The following is a 22869-nucleotide window of genomic DNA, read 5'->3' on the forward strand; positions in this document are numbered from 1 at the left end:
AATGTATGCATAAAATATCAGTATATTTTGACAAAATTAGATCGTCATTTTTTAAATACCGCGGCGAGGATGAAAATTTCTTTTTTGTTTACAGGCTTGGCATAGGTTTCTTTAGTCTATTCCATTTTCTAGCATGTTTAAAAGACTTTGAGAGACTTTATATAACGAACGATATCATCTCCCAGGACGCGATGAGAATCCAAAAGCCTTGGTTTATACCTAACATAAATGAGGTTCTGCGATTTCTCGGTGAAATTACTTCTGCGCCAGAGAAGTCATTATTGACTGTCTTTATTTCTCTTTATATTATTTTCTGTATTACATTGGCAATTGGTTTTCGAACCAGACTATCTGCCATAGGATTAGTCATTTTACATTTAATTATTGTCAAAGGTTCTCCAATATTTAGCTACGGTGTTGATTATTTTACCACAATTAGCCTATTTTATTGTGCAATTTTTCCTCTTGGTCATGGAAAGGGAATTGATAAAGCAACTATTTATAAGGATAAGGCGTTCGTCAACCCCAGTCCATACAGAAGAATTTTACAGATCCATATGTGCATAGTTTACTTTGCCGGAGGTATAGAAAAAATTATTGGAGAAGACTGGAGAAATGGAGAATCATTCTGGAAATCCGTGCATCTACCTGGTTTTACAGGTCTGATCAAGATAGACTATGGATTTATGGCTTCGTTTCCAATCACAGCAATACTAGCCGGATGGTTTGTAGTCATTCTGGAACTATTTTACCCAGTATTTATATGGAAAAAATCTTGGCGAGGCTATGTACTAGTGCTAATAAGTCTAATGCATGTTGGTATATTACTAAGTTTAGGACTGTATTTTTTCTCAATCTTAATGATCATTTTAAATTTAACTGCGTTCTTAAATTTGAGTTCTGACAAAAGTAAAAAATGAATCCAATCTTTTCTTATGATTATCTTTTTCCAATTATTAGCATTTTCTTAATATTGGCTATCGGAGGTAAAGGACTATTTAAAGGAGGCATCAAGCATGCTCAGCAATATACGTTTTACAAAATTGATATTTATGTTTTCATATTTTTAGCCTTTTATATCTTAAATAAGTATTTTCTTTCAGCTGTCAGCTTTGTCATTGCGGATTATTTCAGAATTCTAGCTATTTCTACTTTTTATATAATTCTAAGATTATTTATATGTGGGAATGAAGGTCGAAAAAAAAATCTTATTGTGGTATTTGCACTTTTAGGGATATACGAGGCCTTTGTTGCACTATTACAAGTTGTAGAAGGAGGCACAATGGTTGGAAGCTTTGGAAATAGAGCTGTTCTAGCAAATTTTTTTGCAGCTATTTTACCCTTTTTATATTGGACACTTGTTACCCGGGTAAGAAGTAAGGGTTGGTCAATCATCACTATTCCAATCGCCTTATCTATTTTCTTGATCTTGTATTTAGTTTTTTTTCATTCATTTTCAAGAACCGCTATTTTATCGATTCTAATTACTTCAATAGTAGCATTGTGCATTGAATACAAAAGCTTATGGACGATATGCTTTAGGAAAAAGAATTTGCCGGCTTTTTTATTTGGTATAGGATGCTTATGTTTTATATTGGTTACTTTATTACTCTCAAAAAAGGATTCCACTAATGGTCGGTGGTTTGTTATTTGCAGGGAAATAGAATTGCTTAAACAGAACTTTATCACTGGGATCGGGTTTGGTAATTTTGAAAGAGTATATAATCAGTATCAGGCAGAGTACTTTTCCCAACATAATATTGCTACCGAGAAATATCTGGCTTCCTATATCAACGTAAATTATAATGAAATATTAGATTTTCTGCTTCAGGGTGGAATATTCGGTTTTGTACTTTTATCGATTATTACTGTTAAGATATTTAACCTATGCAGAAATTCGGATAAAAATAATTTGGTTTTTGTTTATTCCATAATTTCGTTGACAATACTGGGAACTTTTTCTTATCCCTCTGAAACATTGGTTATTGTATGCATTTTTATTTTTAGTCTTTCAGAGTTAGGCTCATTAAAGAATGAACAGGTTAGATCCATAACATTACCTAAACCACTCGTTTTTTTATTAGTATCTGGAATTTCAATCTTCATCATAGCGGGAATATTGAGCCGGTATAACAACATTCTGCGATGGCATGTAATAAAAACGAAGAGTGCAAGTGTACAGAGTTCTAATGCGGATATTTCAAATGCATATAAGGATATCGCTAAAAAACTATCAAATGATCCCGTGGTATTAATCGACTATGGTAAATATCTGATGAAAAATTCCCAATACACAGAAGCTATCGGCGTATTAAAAGAAGCCAGCCTGTACTCTAGCAACCATACCATTTTCATGTATTTGGGAGAAAGTTATGAAAAACTTGGGGATCATTCACTTGCTATAAGATATTACAAATATGCCTCTGTTTTAATACCGAATTTATTTTACCCAAAATACCGTTTGATGAATATTTATAAAAATAATGGGATGAACCAGGATTGCTTACGTACGGCGATGGAAATAACCCAACAGCCGATTAAAGTAGAATCACGGGTCGTACGGGAGATAAAAAGTGCTGCAATTGAAGTTCAAAATATGTTACAAAGAAAACCTTTAAAATGAAAATAAAGTTTTTGCTTTTAGCTCTATGCTTAACATTCTCAGGTGTTGCTCAGACCCGTCTAAATATTTATACCACAGATAAGGACAGCAAAAAATTGCAAAATATTACTATACGAATTAAAGGAGAACATTTCACGCATGAAATAAAGAGTGATGAAACAGGAAATGCTGAGATCTTCTTACCGAAATCTGGGAAATATTTACTTTCTGCAATTTCTGTAGGTTTTAATAATACTGATACAATCGTTTTAGCAAGCCAGCCTGAACAGAGTATTGAGATGAAATTGTCCAAAATAAATATCAATATTGATACGGTTAGTATTGTTGGGACGAAAAGATTTATGCAAATAAAAAAGGGAAGTATTATAATAGATCCTGAGAATAACCCAATGATGAATTCAAGTAACTTATGGGAAATGTTAAAGCAGGTGCCGACTGTTCAAACAACAGAATCCGGCATGCTAACTGTGAGAACTCAGGTGGCTACTGTGTATATTGATGGAAGAAGAGTTTATATGGGAGGTTCAGAGCTCATGGAATATTTAAGATCGACCCCATCAAATGATGTAGATAGGATCGAAGTTATTGCAAATCCCAATAGTACTTTCCCATCCGATGTTGCAACTGTGATCAATGTAAAGTCAAAAAAGCTTAAAACGGACGGCTATAGGGCTACAGTTGGCAACAGTTTAATCAAGGCAAGATATTTTAGCAATATTGCTTCCGCACGAGTGGATTTTAAAAAGTATTTATTTTCCGGCCAGATAGGATCTAATTTCGAAGATGGGAAAAAATATGAAAAATCCGATATTACTACCCAGTATAAGGATGATATGATATGGGATGTAATGCAGAATTCTGACAATAAAACAAAAGGACAAAAATATTATTTGAATCTTGGATATGATATAAATAAAAATAATAAGCTTACACTCTACTCTGAATTGAAGTTCAACAAGAATGGGCTGGCTATTAATTCGGACAACGGAGATCCCTCTGCCGATAGGTTACTTGCTGGAGACTCCATTTTTATTTTTAAATCCATGGGAAATGGAAAGAATAGATCATTCTTCGTTCAGGGAACATATGACCTATCTTGGGATACAACGAATCAAAGCTTAAAAATTCAATTGGAATACGGTCGGAATAGAAATAAACTTTTAAATAGTCGATCTATAAATACGGTTATTTCAGATAATAAGGCGAAGGAAAGTTTATATCAAGATTCCCTTCCTAATGGGCTTAATACCTTCGTGGCAAATACCACATATTCAAAAAAAATATTGGGTGGAAATATGATAACCGGTGTTAGATTATTTTATAATAGTTTAACTAATGAGAGTAAAACTACTGAATTAAACCGAAATTCTGCTTTTGTTGCCGATCTTTCAAAGTCTTCGTTTAAATATACTGAACGTACATATACACTATATTCGGAATGGGAAGCTGAATTAAATAAGTTTTATTATCGCGTGGGGATAAAGTTGGAAAATAACCGTATACAGTCTAACGAGCGATTAAAGAATCTTCAAACAAAGATAAACTGGTTTAATATTCTACCATCATTATTGATTCAATGGGATTTGAATGAAAAAAATGTTTGGAACTTGAGTTATAAAAATACTTTTACTCGGCCTGATTATTATCAATTAAACCCCTTTGAAAGATTTACGGATAATTCTGCAGTGAATTTTAAAGGTAACCAAAACATCAAACCTCAAAATAACCATACAATAGATGTTTCATGGACAAATAATGGAGTATTATCGGCTTCTGTTGGGGGCCAATATTTGAAAAACTTTATTAGTACAATAATTTTAGCTAATGAAAATGGGAACCTTTATCAGCAGTTTGACAATTTTACTGCCTATATATATTATGGAAATGTAAATTTAAACTTATCTCCTAAAAAATGGTGGCGATTGCTCGGGACAGGCAACATTACTTATGCTTATGGGGATTATAGAAATGTGAAAAGAAAATCGTCGTCCCCTCTTTTCGATTGTCGGATTACGAACTCTTTCATTATAAAAAATGGTTGGGTTTTTCAAATTGCCCAGACTTACTACAGCTCAATGAGTGACGGTTATTTTAAAAGTGAAAGCTACAATAATACAAGTTTAGCCTTACAGAAAAAATTCACTAAACCTGGAATAACTATAACCGGTACATTTAGTGACCTTTTTAGAAATGAAATAGATAGGACATCAGTACTTTATAATAGCCTTATTTATAGAACGCGTAAATATAATGATACAAGATTTTTCAGGCTTAGTGTTTCTTGGAATTTAGGTATGCAAAAAATAAAGACCGCAGAAAGAAAAGAGTCGGAAAGCGAAGATGCAATTAACAGATTAAAACAGAAATAGAATGAGAAAACTTAAACTAATTTTAATATCGGCTTTTTTGACAAGCTGTTTATATTCCTGTAGAATATATAGTTCAGGGCATACACAACTGGCGTCGTCTGAAAAGTTCGAGGTTTCCTCTTTAAATTCAAAGGCTAAAGTAAAGCTGGAGAACTTTTCGACAAAGAATTTATTTATCGTTAAGAATTCACATAAATTTATATTACCACCTGAGAGCAAAAAAAACATGAAACTGGTTAAGGGTGATACAATCGAGCTGTTTCATAATAATAAGGAACTAGTAGAATGCCAGCTTCGTTGTATAATGCTCTTTAGGAATAGGGTAGATGTAAAAAGAACAAAAATTAATAATTAAGGTTTGTGAAGATGTTAAGAAATTATATACTCTGGTTATTACAATTTATCTTTGTAAGCTGTACAAGCAGCGTTACCTCAACAAAGTCTAATATTCCAAAAGAAATCCAAGGCGATAGACGACTGGAAAGCTATTATACGTTCATCGATACAAATATGTCAGGATTATTTCATTTGTCGGAGAACGGTGACGTAAAAAAAGATAGTGGGAACGTTTCTGAGGAAATCATTCTCAAGAATATTAAGCTAGCCTATCAATCATCGAAAGATCTTTTAGATCAAAGAATTATTTCGGAAAGTGTTTTTAAAGAATTTGTATTGCCTTATAGACTAAACGATTCACCTATACATGATTGGAGGAGCTATATTTGGAATATTCAAAAGAGACGGAAGATTGATGGAATTAACTCAATTAGGACTTTGATAGACAGTTGTAATTCTATTAATAACAAACTTAAAATCGGGTTTAAATTCGATTTAAAGAATACTTATGAAGATACATTAACCATAAATAAGATCCTAGATAATAAATCTGGTTCCTGCGTTACAATGGCAAATTATGCGGGGTACGTTTTTAGGGCGTTAGGAATACCTGTCGCTATTGATTTTACACCAGCTTGGGGCAATACTCCGGGAGGACACGTTTGGAATGCTTTAATAACTTCGGACAGCTCAAGTATACCATTTCTTGGGGCTGAAGCTAATATTGGAGGGTATGAGCCTTTCTATCTTTTTAAAATGGGAGATGATAGTATAAAATCTACGTATAAACTACCGGGGAAAATATATAGGCGAACATATTCGGTACAAAAAGGGACTTCGTATTATAAATTTGATAATCAAAGAAACTTTTTACCGATGACTGTAAATTCCCGGATGATCGATGTGACAGATCAATATTTTAAAGTATCCGATATTATTTTGCCATTAAACAGGATAAAAGGAAACCCAAATTTACTATACATAAGTAATTATAATAACGGAAAGTTTGTTCCGGTGATGGCAGTGGAAAGAAGTAAGAGTTATATCTTTTCAAAGATGAATAGAAACTTGTTATATTATGTCTCCACGTATCAAGAAAACAAAGATAACACCAACGAATTTCCATTGTTTTTAGATGAGTCTGGGCATTCTATTTTTCTATACGCTAATTTTGCACGAAGAATAAGTATTACACTTGATAGAACGCAGTCCCCAGAGGCTGATCAAATGGATGTATTGAAAAATGGTTGGGAGGTAGAAGAATGTACTCGGATAGCGAATGGAAAAATAAATTCCCCACCGATCCCAGGGAAGGAATATAAATTATATTTTTGGGATAAGAAATGGGTTCTAGGAGATAAAAAACTTGTAGGCCCAAGCGGCAGTCTTATATTTGATAATATTCCAACCGGTACAATGTATCTGCTATGCGAAAAGGAACCAACAGAAAAAGAACGCCCATTCATTCTGTATAAAGATAAAATAAAATGGGTTTGATCACATAATTGTAGATTAGGTTTAAAAGGTCGTAGGTAGCATACTAGGGTTATTCTTACGTTGCCTAAAAATTTTCATTTAATAATTTATAATAGATTTGGGAAAATATGATGCCATTGTTGTAGGTTCTGGACCAAATGGTCTTGCGGCAGGTATTACACTCCAGCGAAGCGGATTATCAACGCTAATTATTGAAGGTTCAGATTCAATAGGTGGTGGTTTGCGTACCAAGGAACTTACATTGAATGGATTCAAACATGACGTTTGTTCAGCAATACATCCAATGGCTATTGCATCGCCATTTTTTAAATCCCTACCATTGATGGATTATGGTCTAGAATTTACCCATGCAACGTATCCTTTGTCCCATCCAATGGATAATAATCCTACAGTAACACTTTATGATGATCTGAAAAAAACCATAGATTGTTTAGAGGGAAAAGATGGACAAAATTTTGGTCGATTGGTTGAGAAAATTATAGATCATTGGGAAGATTACGCAGAAGCGATTTTAGCTCCATTAACTTTTCGATCTAATTTTCTAAAATACTCGGGATTCGGCCTAGATGCGATTCAGCCTGCAACGTGGACCGCAAAGAGATTTTCGAATTTGCGCACTAAAGCTTTGTGGGCCGGTCTTGCTGCTCATAGTATTCAACCTTTATCAAACTTTGGAACGTCTGCAATCGCAATTATTTTGTCTGCCATTGCTAGTAAATCAGGATGGCCGATTCCCGTAGGTGGATCTAAATCCATTGCTGATGCTATGGTAAATTACTTTAAACATCTAGGCGGGGAAATACAGACCGATATTTGGATTGAAGATGTAAACGACCTTCCAAATCATAAACTATTATTTTTAGATTTGACACCACGGCAAATATTGCGGATAAAAGGATTAAATTTTTCAATAGGCTATCAATCACGCTTAAAAAATTTCAGGTACGGAATGGGAATATTTAAAATGGATTGGGCCCTGTCTGAGAAGACTCCTTTTAAAGACAATAGTTGCAATCATTCTGCAACTGTACATTTAGGAAATACATTCGAAGAGATTGTTGCGAATGAATATAATACTTTTCGAGGGAAAAAAATCGAAAAACCATTCGTCTTATTTTCCCAACAAAGCACATTTGATAAAACTAGGGCACCAGCCGATCGACATATTGGATGGGCCTATTGTCATGTGCCTCATGGATCCGAAATAGATTATAGCGAAGAAATTGAGAACCAAATTGAACGGTTCGCGCCAGGATTTAAAGATACAATTTTAGCCCGCCATATTATGCGACCGAAAGAACTTGAAGAATATAATCCTAATTATGTTGGAGGAGATATCAATGGAGGAATTATGGATTTACGTCAGCTGGTTGCGAGACCCGTTCTGGGCTCCAAACCTTACCGTACATCTTTAAAGAATGTCTATATATGTTCATCTTCGACACCTCCAGGCGGCGGAGTACATGGTATGTGCGGATTTCATGCGGCCATATGTGCTTTACAGGATCATTTAGGGTTTGAATAAGCTTCATACACATTTTATCATGTATTTAGGTCGTATTTTAATAATAATTGGATGATAGATATAGAAAATTTATACATTTTTCTATATCTTAGTACTATAAGCGCTTGCAGCTAAAACGTATGTCAAATCAGTGAGTTATTCGATGAGTAGGGAAATGGAAGGTTTGTAAATTACTGATAAATAGATTAATGCAATTAGGGTTCAATTCCCCTACGGGCTACAAAAGCGACTTCAAAAGAGTCGCTTTTTTTATGCGATTAAAATAGTCTAATCTCGTCGAGAACAATACTGTCGCACTTGTTCTACTTCATTTAAACTGCGGAAAATAACTCAGATTGAATTCCTCCGAAAAGAAGATCCTTTCTGTCTACGCCCAGATAGTTAATTTTGGTCTTTACCAACATGTCCAATTGCCCGCAAATGATCTTCTCCTTTTTACATGAACTCGCGGAAACAAAGATCAAGGACAATAAAAGTAATCGAATAATTTTTCATACCTGCTTTCACTGTGGGATTAGTACGATGACTTTTGGATATGTGGATTTTTCGGGATCTCGACCAATCTGTATCCTTCTTCGATAAGGGATTTCTTTAGGGAATCATCGGGCATATTCTTAAAGACGGCAATGGAAAGTGTCTGGCTCGGCAATACCCCCCAATTGGAAAAAAGATCACGTATTTTCTTTCTGAAAAGAATACGCCTGAAAACCTTTTCCTTTCTATCAGCTTTGATATGTTCACTGCCCGGAAACCAAAAGTTTGGGTTGATTTTTTTTATTGCAATCATAGGAAGGTTGAGGCCAGCGGCAAATTTTTCAAATTCCCGTTCTGAAACCTTGTAGACAAAATTTCCCACCTTTTCATAGGAGAACCTATTTTTCCAGATCTTATTGATCGTCCTGTCGTTGATTCTTCCCAGTAAATTGGCCAAATACAATAGGGAAGGCATTTTTGATATCGGATCCTGTGGCTCAATAATTATAATAGCTTTTCTGGCTACCCGGATCATTTCGTAGAGCGCGGCGTAAGGACGTGGAAAATGATGGTAGCTTTCCTTACAGAGTATATAATCCACGCTCTCATCTTCCAACGTTAATGATTCAGCGTTTTGGGCGGAGAAATCCTTGATAAATTCTTCTTCATGGGAAACTTTCAGGAAACTGTCATCCAGATCACTTGCGGTTACATCCTGAATATTCTGGTCAAGCAGATATCGCGCGTCATGTCCATAAGCATCACCAAGGGTAAGCCATTTCGCATTTTTATTCTTGGTAAAAGGATTCAGACAATTGAAAAAAAGGTTCTGTAACCAATGGTTGATACTTCCATTGTAGCTATTTAAGGATTTGATTACCTTAATTTTTTGTTCTTTTTCTGGATAGAGGGTATTGTACCAATTGGCATGGAGGCCGTAGCTGTGGTCATTGAATTGATCTGATTTTCGCAAATTATTTTCCATGATTTAGTTTATAGTAGTTACATCACCTGATATTGATCAGACAAAGGCGCATTTCTCTCCTGGCCTTAAACTTGTTTTTGGTTTATTAATACTACGGATAATTATTGGTAAACGCTACACATAAACAAAAAAAATGATATAGAATTGATAATCATGGATATATAGGGTTGTATTTTTAGATGTATACTTGGTTAGATCTCTGTTTATCTGGATAATTATTGGATAATTTGTTGATCAATTCTCGCCATTTGAGCCCATTTTTTAGATAGAATAGAATCACAACAAACCCGGCGCTGGATAAAGCAGAAAAAGATCTCTGAATAGCGATTGATTACTTCAGGAAAAGTATAACAATCATCCGTTTGAATGCTAGTGAATAGCTCGGTGTCGCTTAACTGTTTCATAGGTACCGCAATTGGTGCCAAAATAGCGCTTAATTTAATGAGGTCAGATTTATAATTGTGGTGTTAAGTCAATATTAAAAGCAAAAGATTTGATGATGGTTTTTTTAATCAAATGATCACATTGCCTCCAAATATGGAAAAAACCTTCAGTTTTCACCATATTTGGAGGTGGAAACTAAAGGTTTTAAAAGAATGCTACCTAAAAATAGTATCAAATAAATGAGACTACAAGCGGGCATCTACCAATTTTCGGTCAAGAATTCCCTTGATGTCAAATACGACAGAAGGATCCTTTTTTAAATTCTTGAGATCCAGGTGTAAAAACTCCCGATGCCCCACAGCTAGAATGATGCTGTCGTAATTTCCTGACTGCGGAAGAGTTTCTAGTAATTCTAAACCAAAATGCTTCCTTAATTCATCTGTATTCACCCAAGGGTCATAGATATCGACCTCAAGACCAAACTCTTTAAGGTCGTGGATCATGTCAATAACTTTGCTATTACGGATATCTGGACAGTTTTCCTTAAACGTTACCCCCAATACCAATGCTTTGGCTCCGTCAAATTTGATGTTTTTCTGTATCATCAGTTTGACGACCTTGGACGCAATAAAAGAAGCTACTTGATCATTAACCTCGCGGCCAGACAAGATCACATGCGGATGGTAACCCAGCTGGGTCGCCTTTTGCGCTAAGTAATAAGGATCTACTGAAATGCAATGTCCCCCAACTAATCCCGGTTTGAACCGAAGAAAATTATACTTTGTTCCGGCAGCATCGAGCACATCCTGTGTATCTATACCAACGCGGTCAAAGATCAGGGCCAATTCATTCATAAAAGAAATATTGACATCCCGCTGCGCGTTTTCAATCACTTTGGCTGCTTCTGCTACCTTGATGGAAGGAGCTAGATGAGTACCGGCATGAATAATTTTTTTATAGAGCCCATCAACCACAAGTCCCGCTTCGGCAGTACTTCCGGAAGTTACTTTCATCACTTTTTGCAATGAATTGACCTTATCGCCAGGGTTTATACGCTCTGGAGAGTAGCCAACAAAGAAGTCTTGATTAAATTTCAACCCCGAATTTTTTTCCAAAACGGGGATACATTCTTCTTCGGTACATCCCGGATAGACCGTGGATTCATAGATAACTAAATCCCCCGATTTTAGCAGCTCTCCAATCATTTTAGATGCAGCCAAGAGCGGTGATAAGTCGGGCGAATTATAACGATCTATCGGTGTCGGGACTGTGACGATATACACATTGGCATCTGCGATATCATGAACGGTTGAACTTGCGTCGTAGCCCCTGCGCTGTTCCGATGCGGTATATAGATTCCGTGCATGCAATAGCTCATCACCATCTGCTTCAAGTGTACGGTCTATACCAGCTTTAAGTTCGTCAATACGCGTTTTATTTATATCGAAGCCAATCACCGGAAAGAATTCAGAGAAAGCTATCGCTAAAGGCAATCCCACATAACCCTGACCAATAATGGCAATTTTTTTAATCTGAAAATCTGTCATATTTATATTTAAAGTAAAGATACGTTCTTTCCGTCGAAACTAGCCTCTTGTCAACCAACCTTTACGCCCAGCCGTAGCAATGGCATAAGGTGTGATCCAAAATAAGCTGAAAGCGTAAAATATACTGTAACTATAAGCCCAGAAAGCTTCTTTTGCGTCTGAATTTTTGGATGCAAAGAAATAAGCCTGAATACTTGAAAATATAAGGATTCCGACTAAGGTTGAGCTCAAAAACATCAATGGATAATGAAATACGGTCCAAAGCATTAATAACATCATTGGATAAGAAAGCAGTACTTTTTTCCATTGCATGATCAATAGGATACGTGCACCCCATTTCGGCCCTTTACGGAAATTCTTAAAGGCAAACTGGCTCATCATAATATTTTCACGCACATTACTTCTTTCCCAACGGATAAACATCTTATATAAATTTTTATAACGTACAGGCGTATCGGTGTATACGTAAGCATTCGATTGGAACAATACATGATATCCCTGTTTCAATATCATATTTGTCATGGCGCGATCTTCTCCAATATCAGAAGGTTGTCCCATAAAAGTTTGGTTGACCCAATCCTCCAAGCAGTGCATAACAGCTTCTCTGCGGTACCCGGATAATGCTCCAGGAGTACACATTACTGTTCCTAGCATACTTTGAGCCGAACGGACAAACTCAAAACTGAAGACAAAACTCACATTTAACATACGAGGGATGATTGCCTTTTTATTATTCAGTACACGCACATTACCTGCTACTGCCCCACATTCCGGGTTGGTCACAAATGGACTGGCCATATTGCGAATGGTGTCTTTATTGACCACAGAGTCACTATCTACTGTAATAAAGACCTCGCCTGTCCCCAATTTAAATCCACGGTACAACGCATGGCGCTTACCCATGTTTTTGGGTTGTTGATAAATTTCAATACGATCACCCAATTCCATCTTCGCACGTTGTATCCAGGCAAAAGTATTGTCCTTACTTCCGTCGTCAATAGCGATGATCTGAAGTTTTTTCTCCGGATAGTCGCTGCTTGCCAAACTATGGAGCGTATCGTATACCAGTTGTCCTTCATTATAAGCCGGAACAATAATTGTACAGGTCGGCAGTTCTTCATCCGAAACAGACGCAATGGGTTTGTATTTACGGTGAAGTACAATCAAAAAGATTAAAAAACTTAGGGCGACAACGGCTAAAAATATTCCCAAGCCAATTAAAAATATTCCGCCGATACTGTCTAAACGTTGAAAACGTAATGCATCAAAATCTGGCTGAAGCATATATACACCAAAGACTGATGCAAATAGCACGAAAAAAGTCGCTCCAAAAATAACGTATTCTTTCGTTCCAAAATTGCTTTCCTCGACTTTGTTTGCTGTTGTCTCAGATTGTTGCTGTTCTTCATTGACGTCGTACACGGCAGGTTTCCATTGTTGGGTCATCTGCTTTGATACGATTGAGTTTTCTTTCATGTAATTCATAACCGTTCTATTTTTAGATATACATTCTTCTTTTTATTTTCTTTGTTGACCCCAAGTATAGTGTCGTTTGTAATGAAAATATTACGAATGCATAAACGCAAAATACATGCCTTTATTTTGTGCCAAAAATTGAAGAAATCTACGATTTGTAACGTTCTTGATACACTTTTGTTTGTTGTAAATCATTGTTTTTTAATTGTTTACGTTTGACTGCTTGTCTGTTTAATCAATAATTTGCTACCCTATGCAAACAGTCGACATTTAAGGTTTTTTAACGTTTTTAAGATTTTTTTAAAGCGTAATTGACAGTTACAGTGACAGACTGTGTATGAAAGGAGGCAGTGATTGCCGTGACAAAAAAAGACGCTCGTCAATGGAGCGTCTTCAATTTTGTAGTTTTTTTATGGTAGATTAACCGCCAAATTCCATTAAATAATTTTTCAGGAAATCGTTTAAGTCTCCATCCAGTACCGCTTGGGTATTTGATGTTTCGTAATTTGTCCGTAAATCCTTGATTAATTTATAAGGATGCAAGACATAATTACGAATTTGGGATCCCCATTCGATTTTCTTTTTGTTTCCTTCGATTGCAGCAGAGGCTTCTTGCCGTTTGCGCATTTCAATCTCGTACAGTTGCGATTTCAATAAGCGCAGCGCATTTTCCTTATTCTGCAATTGTGATCTCGTCTCCTGATTTTTGATAATGATGCCCGTGGGTTTATGGTGTAGCCGGACAGCTGTCTCCACTTTGTTCACATTCTGGCCACCGGCACCTCCCGAACGGAAAGTGTCCCATTCGATTTCCGAATCTTTAACGTCTATTTCTATATTGTCATCAATCAATGGGTAGACATACACCGATGCAAATGAGGTGTGTCGTTTGGCGTTGGAGTCAAAAGGCGAGATGCGGACTAGTCGGTGGACCCCATTTTCACCTTTCAGGTAACCATAAGCAAATGCTCCGGATAATTGAAGGGTGACACTTTTGATCCCCGCGACATCGCCTTCCTGGGAGTCCTGCTCGGTCACTTTATACCCGTTTTTCTCACCCCACATAATATACATGCGCATTAGCATAGCCGCCCAGTCGCAACTTTCGGTACCTCCGGCGCCCGCTGTGATCTGTAGGATAGCATCCAATTGATCCTCCTCGGCGCTGAGCATATTTTTGAACTCCAGCTCTTCAACCTTTTCCAGTGCAAGTTTATACTGATCATCCAGTTCTTTATCTGTTGCGTCCCCGGATTGAAAAAACTCATACATGACATAGGTGTCTTCAACTGCCGAAGCTACTTCATCAAAATGATCTGTCCATACCTTCTGATTTTTAATGGCCTGGAGTATTTTCTCTGCAGCTTTGGAATCGTCCCAGAAGTTTGCTTCCAGGGTTATGGCCTGGTCTCTTTCTATTTCATTTTTACGGACATCAATGTCAAAGATGCCTCCTTAGGGAAGTAACACGATCCCTCAAGTCTTGAATTTGTTCTTTTGTCATACCCGCTAATGTAGATATTCAAAATCAAAAAATAAAAAATAAAAAATAGGGACGATCGGAAACCGTCGGTTTGTATCTCACCTTTTTTTTTTAGTTTTGATAGCGCAGGCACATAAACCTTTGTTTAGAGAGCTACACGAAGTGTAATAAAAAATATGGAAGGTTCTTATGCCGGCTTAAAGCAAATAATTTCAAATAAAAACAGTATGTTTCCAAAAATTAATTTTACAACGACCAAAGCCTACCAATATTTGGTAGATCATTATATCGATATCAATAAGCAGGACTTACGCGAGCTTTTTGCGGCAGATCCACAGCGATTTGAGAAATTTTCGATTCTCTTTGAGGATATTCTTTTAGATTATTCCAAAAATCGTGTCAACGAAGAGACCATCGCATTGTTGATCCAGCTGGCCAAAGAGTGTCATCTGTCCGAAGCGATAGCGGCGATGTTTGCCGGCGAGCGGATCAATGTGACCGAAAATAGACCCGTCTTGCATACGGCCTTGCGGAATCAGTCCGATCAGCCTGTCTTTGTGGATGGCAAGGACGTGATGCCTGCGGTTAGAAATGTATTGGTGCAGGTAAAAGCTTTTACAGAGAAGATTCTTTCCGGTGAATGGAAGGGTTACACCGGAAAAGTGATTACCGATGTTGTCAATATCGGTATCGGCGGTTCTGATTTGGGACCGGTGATGGTGACCGAGGCTTTAAAGGCATATAAAACCAGGCTGAACGTGCATTTTGTGTCCAATGTAGACGGAACACATATTGCCGAAACTTTAAAAGAAGTAGATCCGGAGACAACCTTGTTTCTGATTGCATCCAAAACATTCACTACCCAGGAGACAATGGCCAATGCACATACGGCAAAAGATTGGTTTCTGAGTAGGGGAGCCGGACAGAAAGATGTCGCCAAACATTTTGCGGCATTGAGTACCAACACGGAGGCTGTAACGGCTTTTGGTATAGATCCGCAAAATATGTTTGTATTTTGGGATTGGGTTGGTGGACGTTATTCACTATGGTCTGCCATTGGGCTTTCCATCAGCCTGGCGATCGGATTTGATAATTTCGAGGAACTCTTAAAAGGTGCCTATGAAGCTGATGAGCATTTCAGAACCAGCCTCTTTGAGGAAAATATTCCGGTAATATTGGCTTTGCTCGGTATATGGTATAATAATTTTTTTGAGGCTGAAAGCCATGCCATCCTTCCTTACGATCAATACCTGCATCGCTTTGCAGCATATTTTCAACAGGGAGATATGGAGAGCAACGGAAAATACATTGACCGCAATGGTGAACGCGTCGACTACCAGACCGGGCCGATCATTTGGGGTGAACCCGGAACAAACGGTCAACATGCTTTTTACCAGTTGATTCATCAGGGGACGAAATTGATTCCATGTGATTTTATTGCGCCAGCAAATAGCCTTAACCCGATCGGCAACCACCATCAACTTTTATTGTCTAATTTCTTTGCACAGACAGAGGCCCTGATGAATGGTAAAACCGAGGAAGAGGTTGTTGCTGAATTCCAAAAAGCAGGTAAATCCAATGCTGAGATCGAAGAGTTAAAAGCCTATAAAGTATTTGAGGGCAATCGGCCAACAAACTCCATTTTATTGAAAAAAATGACTCCACGGACATTGGGCAGACTTATCGCGCTGTACGAACACAAGATATTTGTACAGGGGGTAATTTGGAACGTCTACAGTTTTGACCAATGGGGTGTTGAACTTGGTAAACAGCTTGCCAATAAGATCCTACCGGAGCTGAGCGACGATAATCCGATCACAAGTCACGATTCTTCCACCAATGGATTGATCAATGCCTATAAATCCTGGCGCGATTAATACGTCCTTATCGTACATTCGGCTGATCTTCAGCAAGTTTGGCCGAATGTGTTTTACAGGTTTTATTTTTTTAAAACGGCTCTTTCTGGACTGTATTATACCGTTTTATGCTGAATCCGGATGGCATTTAAAATCGCCAATAGCGCCACGCCAACGTCAGCGATCACAGCTTCCCAGAGAGTGGCAACCCCGCCGGCCCCGAGAATCAGCACAATAATTTTGATACCCATTGCCAGGATGACGTTCTGCCAGACAATATTACGGGTGATCTTACCGATTTTGATGGCAGACAAAATTTTATGGGGTTCATCATTCTGTATCACCACATCAGCCGTTTCGATAGTCGCATCTGCACCTAATCCGCCCATTGCGATGCCTACTTGGGCCAAAGCAACCACAGGAGCATCATTGACACCATCGCCCGCGAAAGCCACATTTCGTCCTTCGTCGATCAATCTTTGGACCTGACTTACTTTATCCTCTGGCAGCAGGTCGCCGTAAGCCTTATCTATCCCCAGTTCCCTTGCCACCTCATCCACTACCGCTTTCTTATCACCGGACAGCATGACCGTGTATAGGCCTTGTGCCCGCATGGCCGAAATTACCGCTTTAGCGTCCGGTTTATTTCGGTCTGCAACCGTAATGTAGCCTGCATATTGCTTGTCTATTGCAATCAGTACGATGGAATGGACAATTAGCTTTATTTCTTCTGGATAGGAGACGCCAAACTTGTCCAGCAGTTTGCTGTTGCCGGCAAGGACAAGCTTATCGTTGATCGTCGCTTTGAGTCCATGGCCGGCTACTTCCATGATTCCTTTGGTAATAAAAGTCGGATCTCCCGGATGGTAGCGCGCGATCGCTTTTGCAATTGGATGGGTCGAATTGGACTCAATGGCTTTGGCATAATCTAATAGTTCCGCCAACTGTCCATTGACAGCAATGACCTCTTTGACTTCAAAAACACCCTCGGTCAGAGTACCCGTTTTATCCATGACAATGGTATCGACCGCAGTGATGGCATCTAGGAAATTACCGCCTTTGAACAAAATCCCGTTTCTGGAAGCTAGGCCTATTCCGCCGAAGTAACCTAATGGGATCGAGACAACCAGGGCACAGGGACAGCTGATCACAAGAAATACCAGACTACGATAAAACCATTCTCTAAAGCTATAGTCACTGACAATAAATAACGGGACGATAAGGACAAGAACAGCAAGCGCGAAGATAATAGGGACATAGATCTTTGCAAACTTGGAGATAAATAGCTGTGTTTTGGATTTGCGTGCCGTAGCATCCTGCACCATTGCTAATATCTTGCTCAGCTTGCTGTCCTTGAACAGACTGTTTACGCTGATTTCACAAACTGATTCTAAATTGATCATACCCGCAAAGACGGCATCGCTCTTATATTTCGTGTCGGGCTTGCTTTCTCCGGTGAGCGCCGCAGTATTGAATGCCGCCCGTTCATTCAGCAGTTTCCCGTCCAGTGCAACTTTTTCACCCGCTTTAACAACAATCACTTCACCGATATTGACGGTTTTGGGATCTACATCCAGTTGTTTTCCATCACGCAAGACCGTGACTTTATCCGGACGGATGTCCAAAAGCGATTTTATGGATTTTTTGGCGTTATCTACAGCTGTATCCTGAAACCATTCGCCGATCTGGTAAAAGACCATGACGGCAACCCCTTCTTCAAATTCCTGGATGGCAAAAGCCCCTAAGGTTGCAACACTCATCAAAAAGAATTCATTGAAGAAATCACCGCGTTTGGCCTTTCGCAAAGCCATTTGCAGAACAGGTGTACCTGCTAGTAGATATGCCGTACCATTTAAAAATAAAGAAGCATAAAAAGGAAGCGTGATCTTGAAGGCATATTTGAGGATCAGCAGTGTGATCAATAGGATAAGTGCAATAAGAAGTTTGCGTTGTGATATCCACCAGGGAGTCTCTTTTTCTGTATGGCTATGCTCGTGGTTGTGTTCGCACATATATCGGAGGATCTGTTAAATAATTTAAATTTAGCTATTTTAAGCTTAAAAAGCGAGGGTAGGGAAATTAAAATAGCGCATAAACAGCTTTAGAAATAGCCTTTCCGTCGGGAGATCATCATTCCCACTGATATCGAAAAAGGCTGCCTCCCGCAATCGGAAAACAGCCTTTTTTATATATAATTATATAATTTTAGTCTTTTGAAGTGCTTCCGATGATCATTTCCAATACGGCAACGACGATGGCGAACAATGCTGCTGTCCAAAATCCATCCACATCAAATTTGGATCCAAGGAGCGAGTCTGAAAGTAATACCATTAAAACGGTGATAATAAAGGAAACCAGCCCAAGCGTAAGCCAGTTTAATGGAAAAGTGAACAATCTCAAAATTGAACCTACGGTTGCATTGACAAATCCGATGACCAACCCCGCGACAATAGCCCAGCCGAATCCTGCGACATGTGCACCTGGAACAATCCAACAAGCAACTGCGACGACTACGCCGGTAAGTAGAAGACTAATAATAAATTTCATAATATATGCTAATTTATAAACAGTGAATAAAGTAATAATATAATAACTATCGTGCAAACGCAATGCCAAAGTTTCGGTCCCTTTCTTCGCCTTTTTCTCATACCAAACAACCTTCGAACCCCCGACTGGCTTTATATATGGAAAATCGAGTCTCTCTTTTATCTGCCGATATTGGAGCAAACAGGAAACAACTCATTTATCTATTTAAATCAGTAGGAATATGGAAAATAAATATATGCAAGCATAGTAAATATTTTGTATATTTAACTTATAAGTCCACACGCTTTAATTCGCTGGACTCCATTGGAATTGGTTAGACGGTTTTATTTTTTTCTCTAGAATCTTTTGGAGCTAGGCGATTTGAGAGATAGGCAAAAAAAATGGTAAAATAAATTCATAAAAATATAGACCAATGAAGAAAATTATGATGTCATTCATCATGTTGCTTGTTACAGTAACATTGTTTGCGCAAACAGATCCGATTATCGGAAAGTGGGAAAACCCAAGCGGCGAGGGCCGTGTGGAGATTTATAAAAAAGGGGACAAATTTTTTGGTAAGCTTTATTGGCTTAAATTTCCAAATAATGAAGCCGGACAGCCCAAGAAAGATATTAAAAACCCAGACAAGGCGCTTCAGGGCCGGGCAGTTCAGGGATTGGAGATCTTGACCAATTTTGAAAAAGATGGAAATACCTATGAAGATGGGAAGATCTATGATCCCAAAACAGGGAAAACCTATAGTTGTAAAATGACTTTAAAAGGGGACAAACTCGACATACGTGGTTATGTAGGGGTTAGTTTGCTCGGCCGGACGGAGACCTGGAAAAGGATCAATTAATCGTTGTGTTATAGTTTAAAGTAAGATCTTACCAAGTTAATGGCCATCTTCTTGTTGGCGTTGATCTGGTATAAAAAAGGCAATTTATTCTAATGAAATAAATTGCCTTTTGGTTTTGTGGAGGAATAACAGTATTTTCATCTGCAAATAATAAAAATTGCCGTATGTCCGTAAAAATGTCTTATGTTGAAAACGTAAAACTTGCACTGCAATCCATTGTAGGCAACAAGTTGCGGACATTTTTAACGGCATTGATCATAGCGATAGGGATGATGGCCCTGATCGGTGTATTGACATCTATTGATGCCATGAAAAACTCCTTAACGGATTCCTTTTCTTCCATGGGGTCCAATTCATTCAATATACGGAATAGGGGGATCAATGTGCAGATCGGTACGGGAGGTACACGTTCTAAGGTATTTGCCAATATTACCTATGCCCAAGCGGCAAGGTTCAAACAGAATTTTCATTTTAATGCGACGACATCCATCAGTGCCAATGTAACCTGGAATTCGACCGCAAAATTTCAATCGAAAAAGACAAACCCTAATATTGGCCTTATTGGTACCGATGAAAATTATCTTCAGACCTCGGGTTACATCGTCAGTGAAGGGCGTAATTTCTCCGTCCGGGATGTAGAGACCGGTGGGGCGGTGATTATCATCGGTAGTGAGGTCAGTAAAATGCTCTTTGGCGAAATCATTGACCCGATCGGACAATTTATTACGGTCAATAATATCCGATACCAGGTAATCGGAGTGTTAAAAAGCAAAGGTTCCTCTGCAGGTATGGGTGGTGATAGAGCCTGCTTTATTCCCCTGGTGAAAGCAAGATCGGTCATGCAGGTCGTAGAGCCATCCTATGTGATCACGGTATCCTCCAATGATCCAATGCGTTTGGAAGCAGCGATCGGTGAGGCTTCCATTGTATTTCGGAATATTCGCGGACTATCTGCAAGACAGTCCAATGATTTTGAGATTACCAAATCCGATGCAGTAGCACAAATGCTGATGCAGAATATGGCGATGGTGACCTTAGGGGCAGTCGTGATTGCCTTTATCACTCTTGTTGGTGCATCCATCGGACTGATGAATATCATGCTGGTGTCGGTTACCGAACGGACAAGGGAGATCGGTATCCGGAAGGCAATAGGTGCTACGCCCAGTGTGATACGCAAGCAGTTTTTGATGGAAGCCATTGTCATCTGTATGATGGGCGGTGTCGCGGGTATATTTATCGGCATCCTGATTGGTAATTTGTTGGCCCTTCAACTGGGGACATCCTTTATTATCCCTTGGGCAGCTATTATTCTCGGATTTGCAGTATGTGGTCTTGTGGGGATGCTATCCGGTTATTATCCGGCATCAAAAGCTTCAAAATTAGATCCGGTGGATGCCCTGCGTTACGAATAAACCGAATCTGCATTGAATAACAGTTGTTGACCTGTATCGCTCCGTTAATTGCTCCAAAGTCATGCTGCCGGCAATCCAATGCAGTTTGTCTGTTATCTCCTTCATGATCGTTTCATTATTCGTTGCAAAAGGAAAGAAATCACTGCGGAACGCAAATTTGTGCAAACGGTTTAATGTTATCAAAACATTGATTTGAGGTGAATTCTCCGTGAATAACCCCTATCCCGGGAAGGAATGCAATTTATTCCAGTGAAAAAACTGTAATATTGTATAAAAAAATAAATTCGAATTATGTACAATACATTACAACCAGTTTTACAAAAGGAATTGGAAGCAATCAAAGAAGCGGGATTGTATAAACAAGAACGGGTGATCATTACTCCTCAGGGAGCTGACATTAAAGTGAGCACAGGACAGGAAGTGGTCAATTTCTGCGCAAACAATTATTTGGGACTGTCCTCGCACCCAAAAGTAATCGAAGCTGCGAAGAAAGCGATTGACACATACGGATATGGAATGTCTTCGGTACGTTTTATCTGTGGAACACAAGATGTACATAAAGAATTAGAAGCAAAAATTTCCCAGTTCTTAGGAACAGAAGATACGATTTTATATGCGGCGGCATTCGACGCAAATGGTGGTGTTTTCGAACCTTTGTTCGGTGCGGAGGATGCAATTATCTCTGATGAGCTGAACCACGCTTCGATCATCGATGGTGTACGTTTGTGTAAAGCACAACGTTTCCGCTATAAAAATGCGGATATGGCAGATTTAGAAGCACAGTTGCAGGCAGCATCCGGCGCAAGACACAAAATCATCGTTACTGATGGTGCATTCTCCATGGATGGATCAGTGGCACCTTTGGACAAGATCTGTGATCTAGCGGACAAATACCAGGCTTTGGTGATGATCGATGAATCTCATTGTACAGGTTTCATAGGTGCTACCGGCCGTGGTACACACGAACTTTTCAATGTAATAGATCGTGTAGATATCATTACCGGCACCCTCGGTAAAGCCCTTGGTGGCGCCTCTGGTGGTTTCACGTCCGGTAAAAAAGAGATCATTGATTTGTTACGTCAGCGTTCGCGCCCATATTTATTTTCAAATACCTTGGCACCGGCGATTGCAGGCGCTTCTGTTGCGGTATTAGATATGTTGAGCGAGACGACAACCTTGCGTGACAAACTGGAATCCAACACGAAATATTTCCGTGAAAAAATGACGGAAGCAGGATTTGATATCAAGCCGGGTTTCCATCCGATCGTCCCTGTGATGCTTTACGACGCGAAACTTGCACAGGAGTTTGCAGCTAAAATGCTGGACGAAGGTATCTATGTGATCGGTTTTTACTATCCTGTTGTACCTCAGGGAAAAGCCCGTATCCGTGTGCAGATTTCGGCAGGACATGAGCTTGCACACTTGGATAAAGCGATTGCTGCCTTTACCAAAGTAGGTAAAGAATTAGGTGTAATTAAATAAAATACACATAGTTATAAAATTTATGGTGCAAAATG

15 protein-coding genes are annotated in these 22869 nt (G+C 38.6%); 9 read left to right on the forward strand and 6 right to left on the reverse strand.

The annotated features are described in order from the left end of the window. The first annotated feature begins 5 nt into the window (after positions 1–5). The 5 genes from G6053_RS00685 to G6053_RS00705 all read left to right on the forward strand — a co-directional run bounded on the left by G6053_RS00685 (position 6) and on the right by G6053_RS00705 (position 8350). Complete coding sequence (locus tag G6053_RS00685) at positions 6–920, forward strand: HTTM domain-containing protein (protein WP_165305215.1); 915 nt, start codon at positions 6–8, stop codon at positions 918–920. Next, complete coding sequence (locus G6053_RS00690; RefSeq protein ID WP_070562436.1) at positions 917–2623, forward strand: O-antigen ligase family protein; 1707 nt, start codon at positions 917–919, stop codon at positions 2621–2623. Before G6053_RS00685 ends, G6053_RS00690 begins: the two co-directional genes overlap by 4 nt. Beyond that, positions 2620–4992 (forward strand): outer membrane beta-barrel family protein, encoded by a 2373-nt coding sequence (locus G6053_RS00695; protein ID WP_165305216.1) that lies wholly within the window; start codon positions 2620–2622, stop codon positions 4990–4992. The genes G6053_RS00690 and G6053_RS00695 overlap by 4 nt, the downstream gene beginning before the upstream one ends. Before the next feature lie 366 nt (positions 4993–5358). After that, positions 5359–6825 carry a transglutaminase domain-containing protein gene (locus G6053_RS00700; protein ID WP_165305217.1) on the forward strand — a complete coding sequence of 489 codons (1467 nt, stop codon included), beginning with the start codon at positions 5359–5361 and terminating at the stop codon, positions 6823–6825. Positions 6826–6922: 97 nt separating this feature from the next. After that, positions 6923–8350 (forward strand): NAD(P)/FAD-dependent oxidoreductase, encoded by a 1428-nt coding sequence (locus tag G6053_RS00705; RefSeq protein ID WP_346774516.1) that lies wholly within the window; start codon positions 6923–6925, stop codon positions 8348–8350. A 514-nt stretch (positions 8351–8864) separates the two neighbouring features. On the opposite strand, the gene G6053_RS00710 is transcribed toward G6053_RS00705, so the two are convergent. The 4 genes from G6053_RS00710 to prfB form a co-directional block, all read right to left on the reverse strand. Next, positions 8865–9809, reverse strand: a complete 945-nt coding sequence (locus tag G6053_RS00710) for a methyltransferase domain-containing protein (RefSeq protein WP_165305218.1) — start codon at positions 9807–9809, stop codon at positions 8865–8867. A 629-nt stretch (positions 9810–10438) separates the two neighbouring features. Then, positions 10439–11740: a nucleotide sugar dehydrogenase gene (locus G6053_RS00715; protein ID WP_165305219.1), complete on the reverse strand. Its 1302-nt coding sequence runs from the start codon at positions 11738–11740 to the stop codon at positions 10439–10441. A gap of 39 nt (positions 11741–11779) precedes the next feature. Further along, entirely contained in the window at positions 11780–13225 is a 1446-nt protein-coding gene (locus G6053_RS00720) for a glycosyltransferase (protein WP_206531846.1), read from the reverse strand. Positions 13226–13636: 411 nt separating this feature from the next. After that, positions 13637–14720 (reverse strand): peptide chain release factor 2 gene (prfB, locus tag G6053_RS00725; protein ID WP_108635337.1). Its coding sequence is split into 2 segments (ribosomal slippage): positions 13637–14659 and positions 14661–14720, totalling 1083 coding nucleotides; the frame shifts between segments, so codons are not numbered across the junction. 206 nt (positions 14721–14926) lie between these two features. Here prfB and pgi point away from each other — a divergent pair. Then, complete coding sequence (pgi, locus tag G6053_RS00730; RefSeq protein WP_165305220.1) at positions 14927–16576, forward strand: glucose-6-phosphate isomerase; 1650 nt, start codon at positions 14927–14929, stop codon at positions 16574–16576. Between the two features lie 95 nt (positions 16577–16671). Here pgi and G6053_RS00735 read toward each other — a convergent pair whose 3' ends face one another. Further along, positions 16672–18567, reverse strand: a complete 1896-nt coding sequence (locus tag G6053_RS00735; protein ID WP_165305221.1) for a heavy metal translocating P-type ATPase — start codon at positions 18565–18567, stop codon at positions 16672–16674. 193 nt (positions 18568–18760) lie between these two features. Beyond that, entirely contained in the window at positions 18761–19102 is a 342-nt protein-coding gene (locus G6053_RS00740) for a phage holin family protein (protein WP_104384643.1), read from the reverse strand. Between the two features lie 412 nt (positions 19103–19514). Here G6053_RS00740 and G6053_RS00745 point away from each other — a divergent pair, with 412 nt between their 5' ends. The 3 genes from G6053_RS00745 to kbl all read left to right on the forward strand — a co-directional run bounded on the left by G6053_RS00745 (position 19515) and on the right by kbl (position 22834). Continuing rightward, a complete protein-coding gene (locus G6053_RS00745) occupies positions 19515–19940 on the forward strand; it encodes a DUF2147 domain-containing protein (protein ID WP_108635335.1) in 426 nt (141 codons plus the stop codon). 164 nt (positions 19941–20104) lie between these two features. After that, the gene (locus G6053_RS00750; protein ID WP_165305222.1) at positions 20105–21352 is read left to right on the forward strand and encodes an ABC transporter permease; all 1248 of its coding nucleotides are present in this window, start codon (positions 20105–20107) and stop codon (positions 21350–21352) included. 291 nt (positions 21353–21643) lie between these two features. Further along, a complete protein-coding gene (gene kbl, locus G6053_RS00755; RefSeq protein WP_165305223.1) occupies positions 21644–22834 on the forward strand; it encodes a glycine C-acetyltransferase in 1191 nt (396 codons plus the stop codon). Positions 22835–22869 lie beyond the last annotated feature (35 nt).

Source organism: Sphingobacterium sp. DR205, from assembly GCF_011064245.1.
In the GTDB taxonomy this organism is placed as follows: Bacteria; Bacteroidota; Bacteroidia; order Sphingobacteriales; family Sphingobacteriaceae; genus Sphingobacterium; species Sphingobacterium athyrii.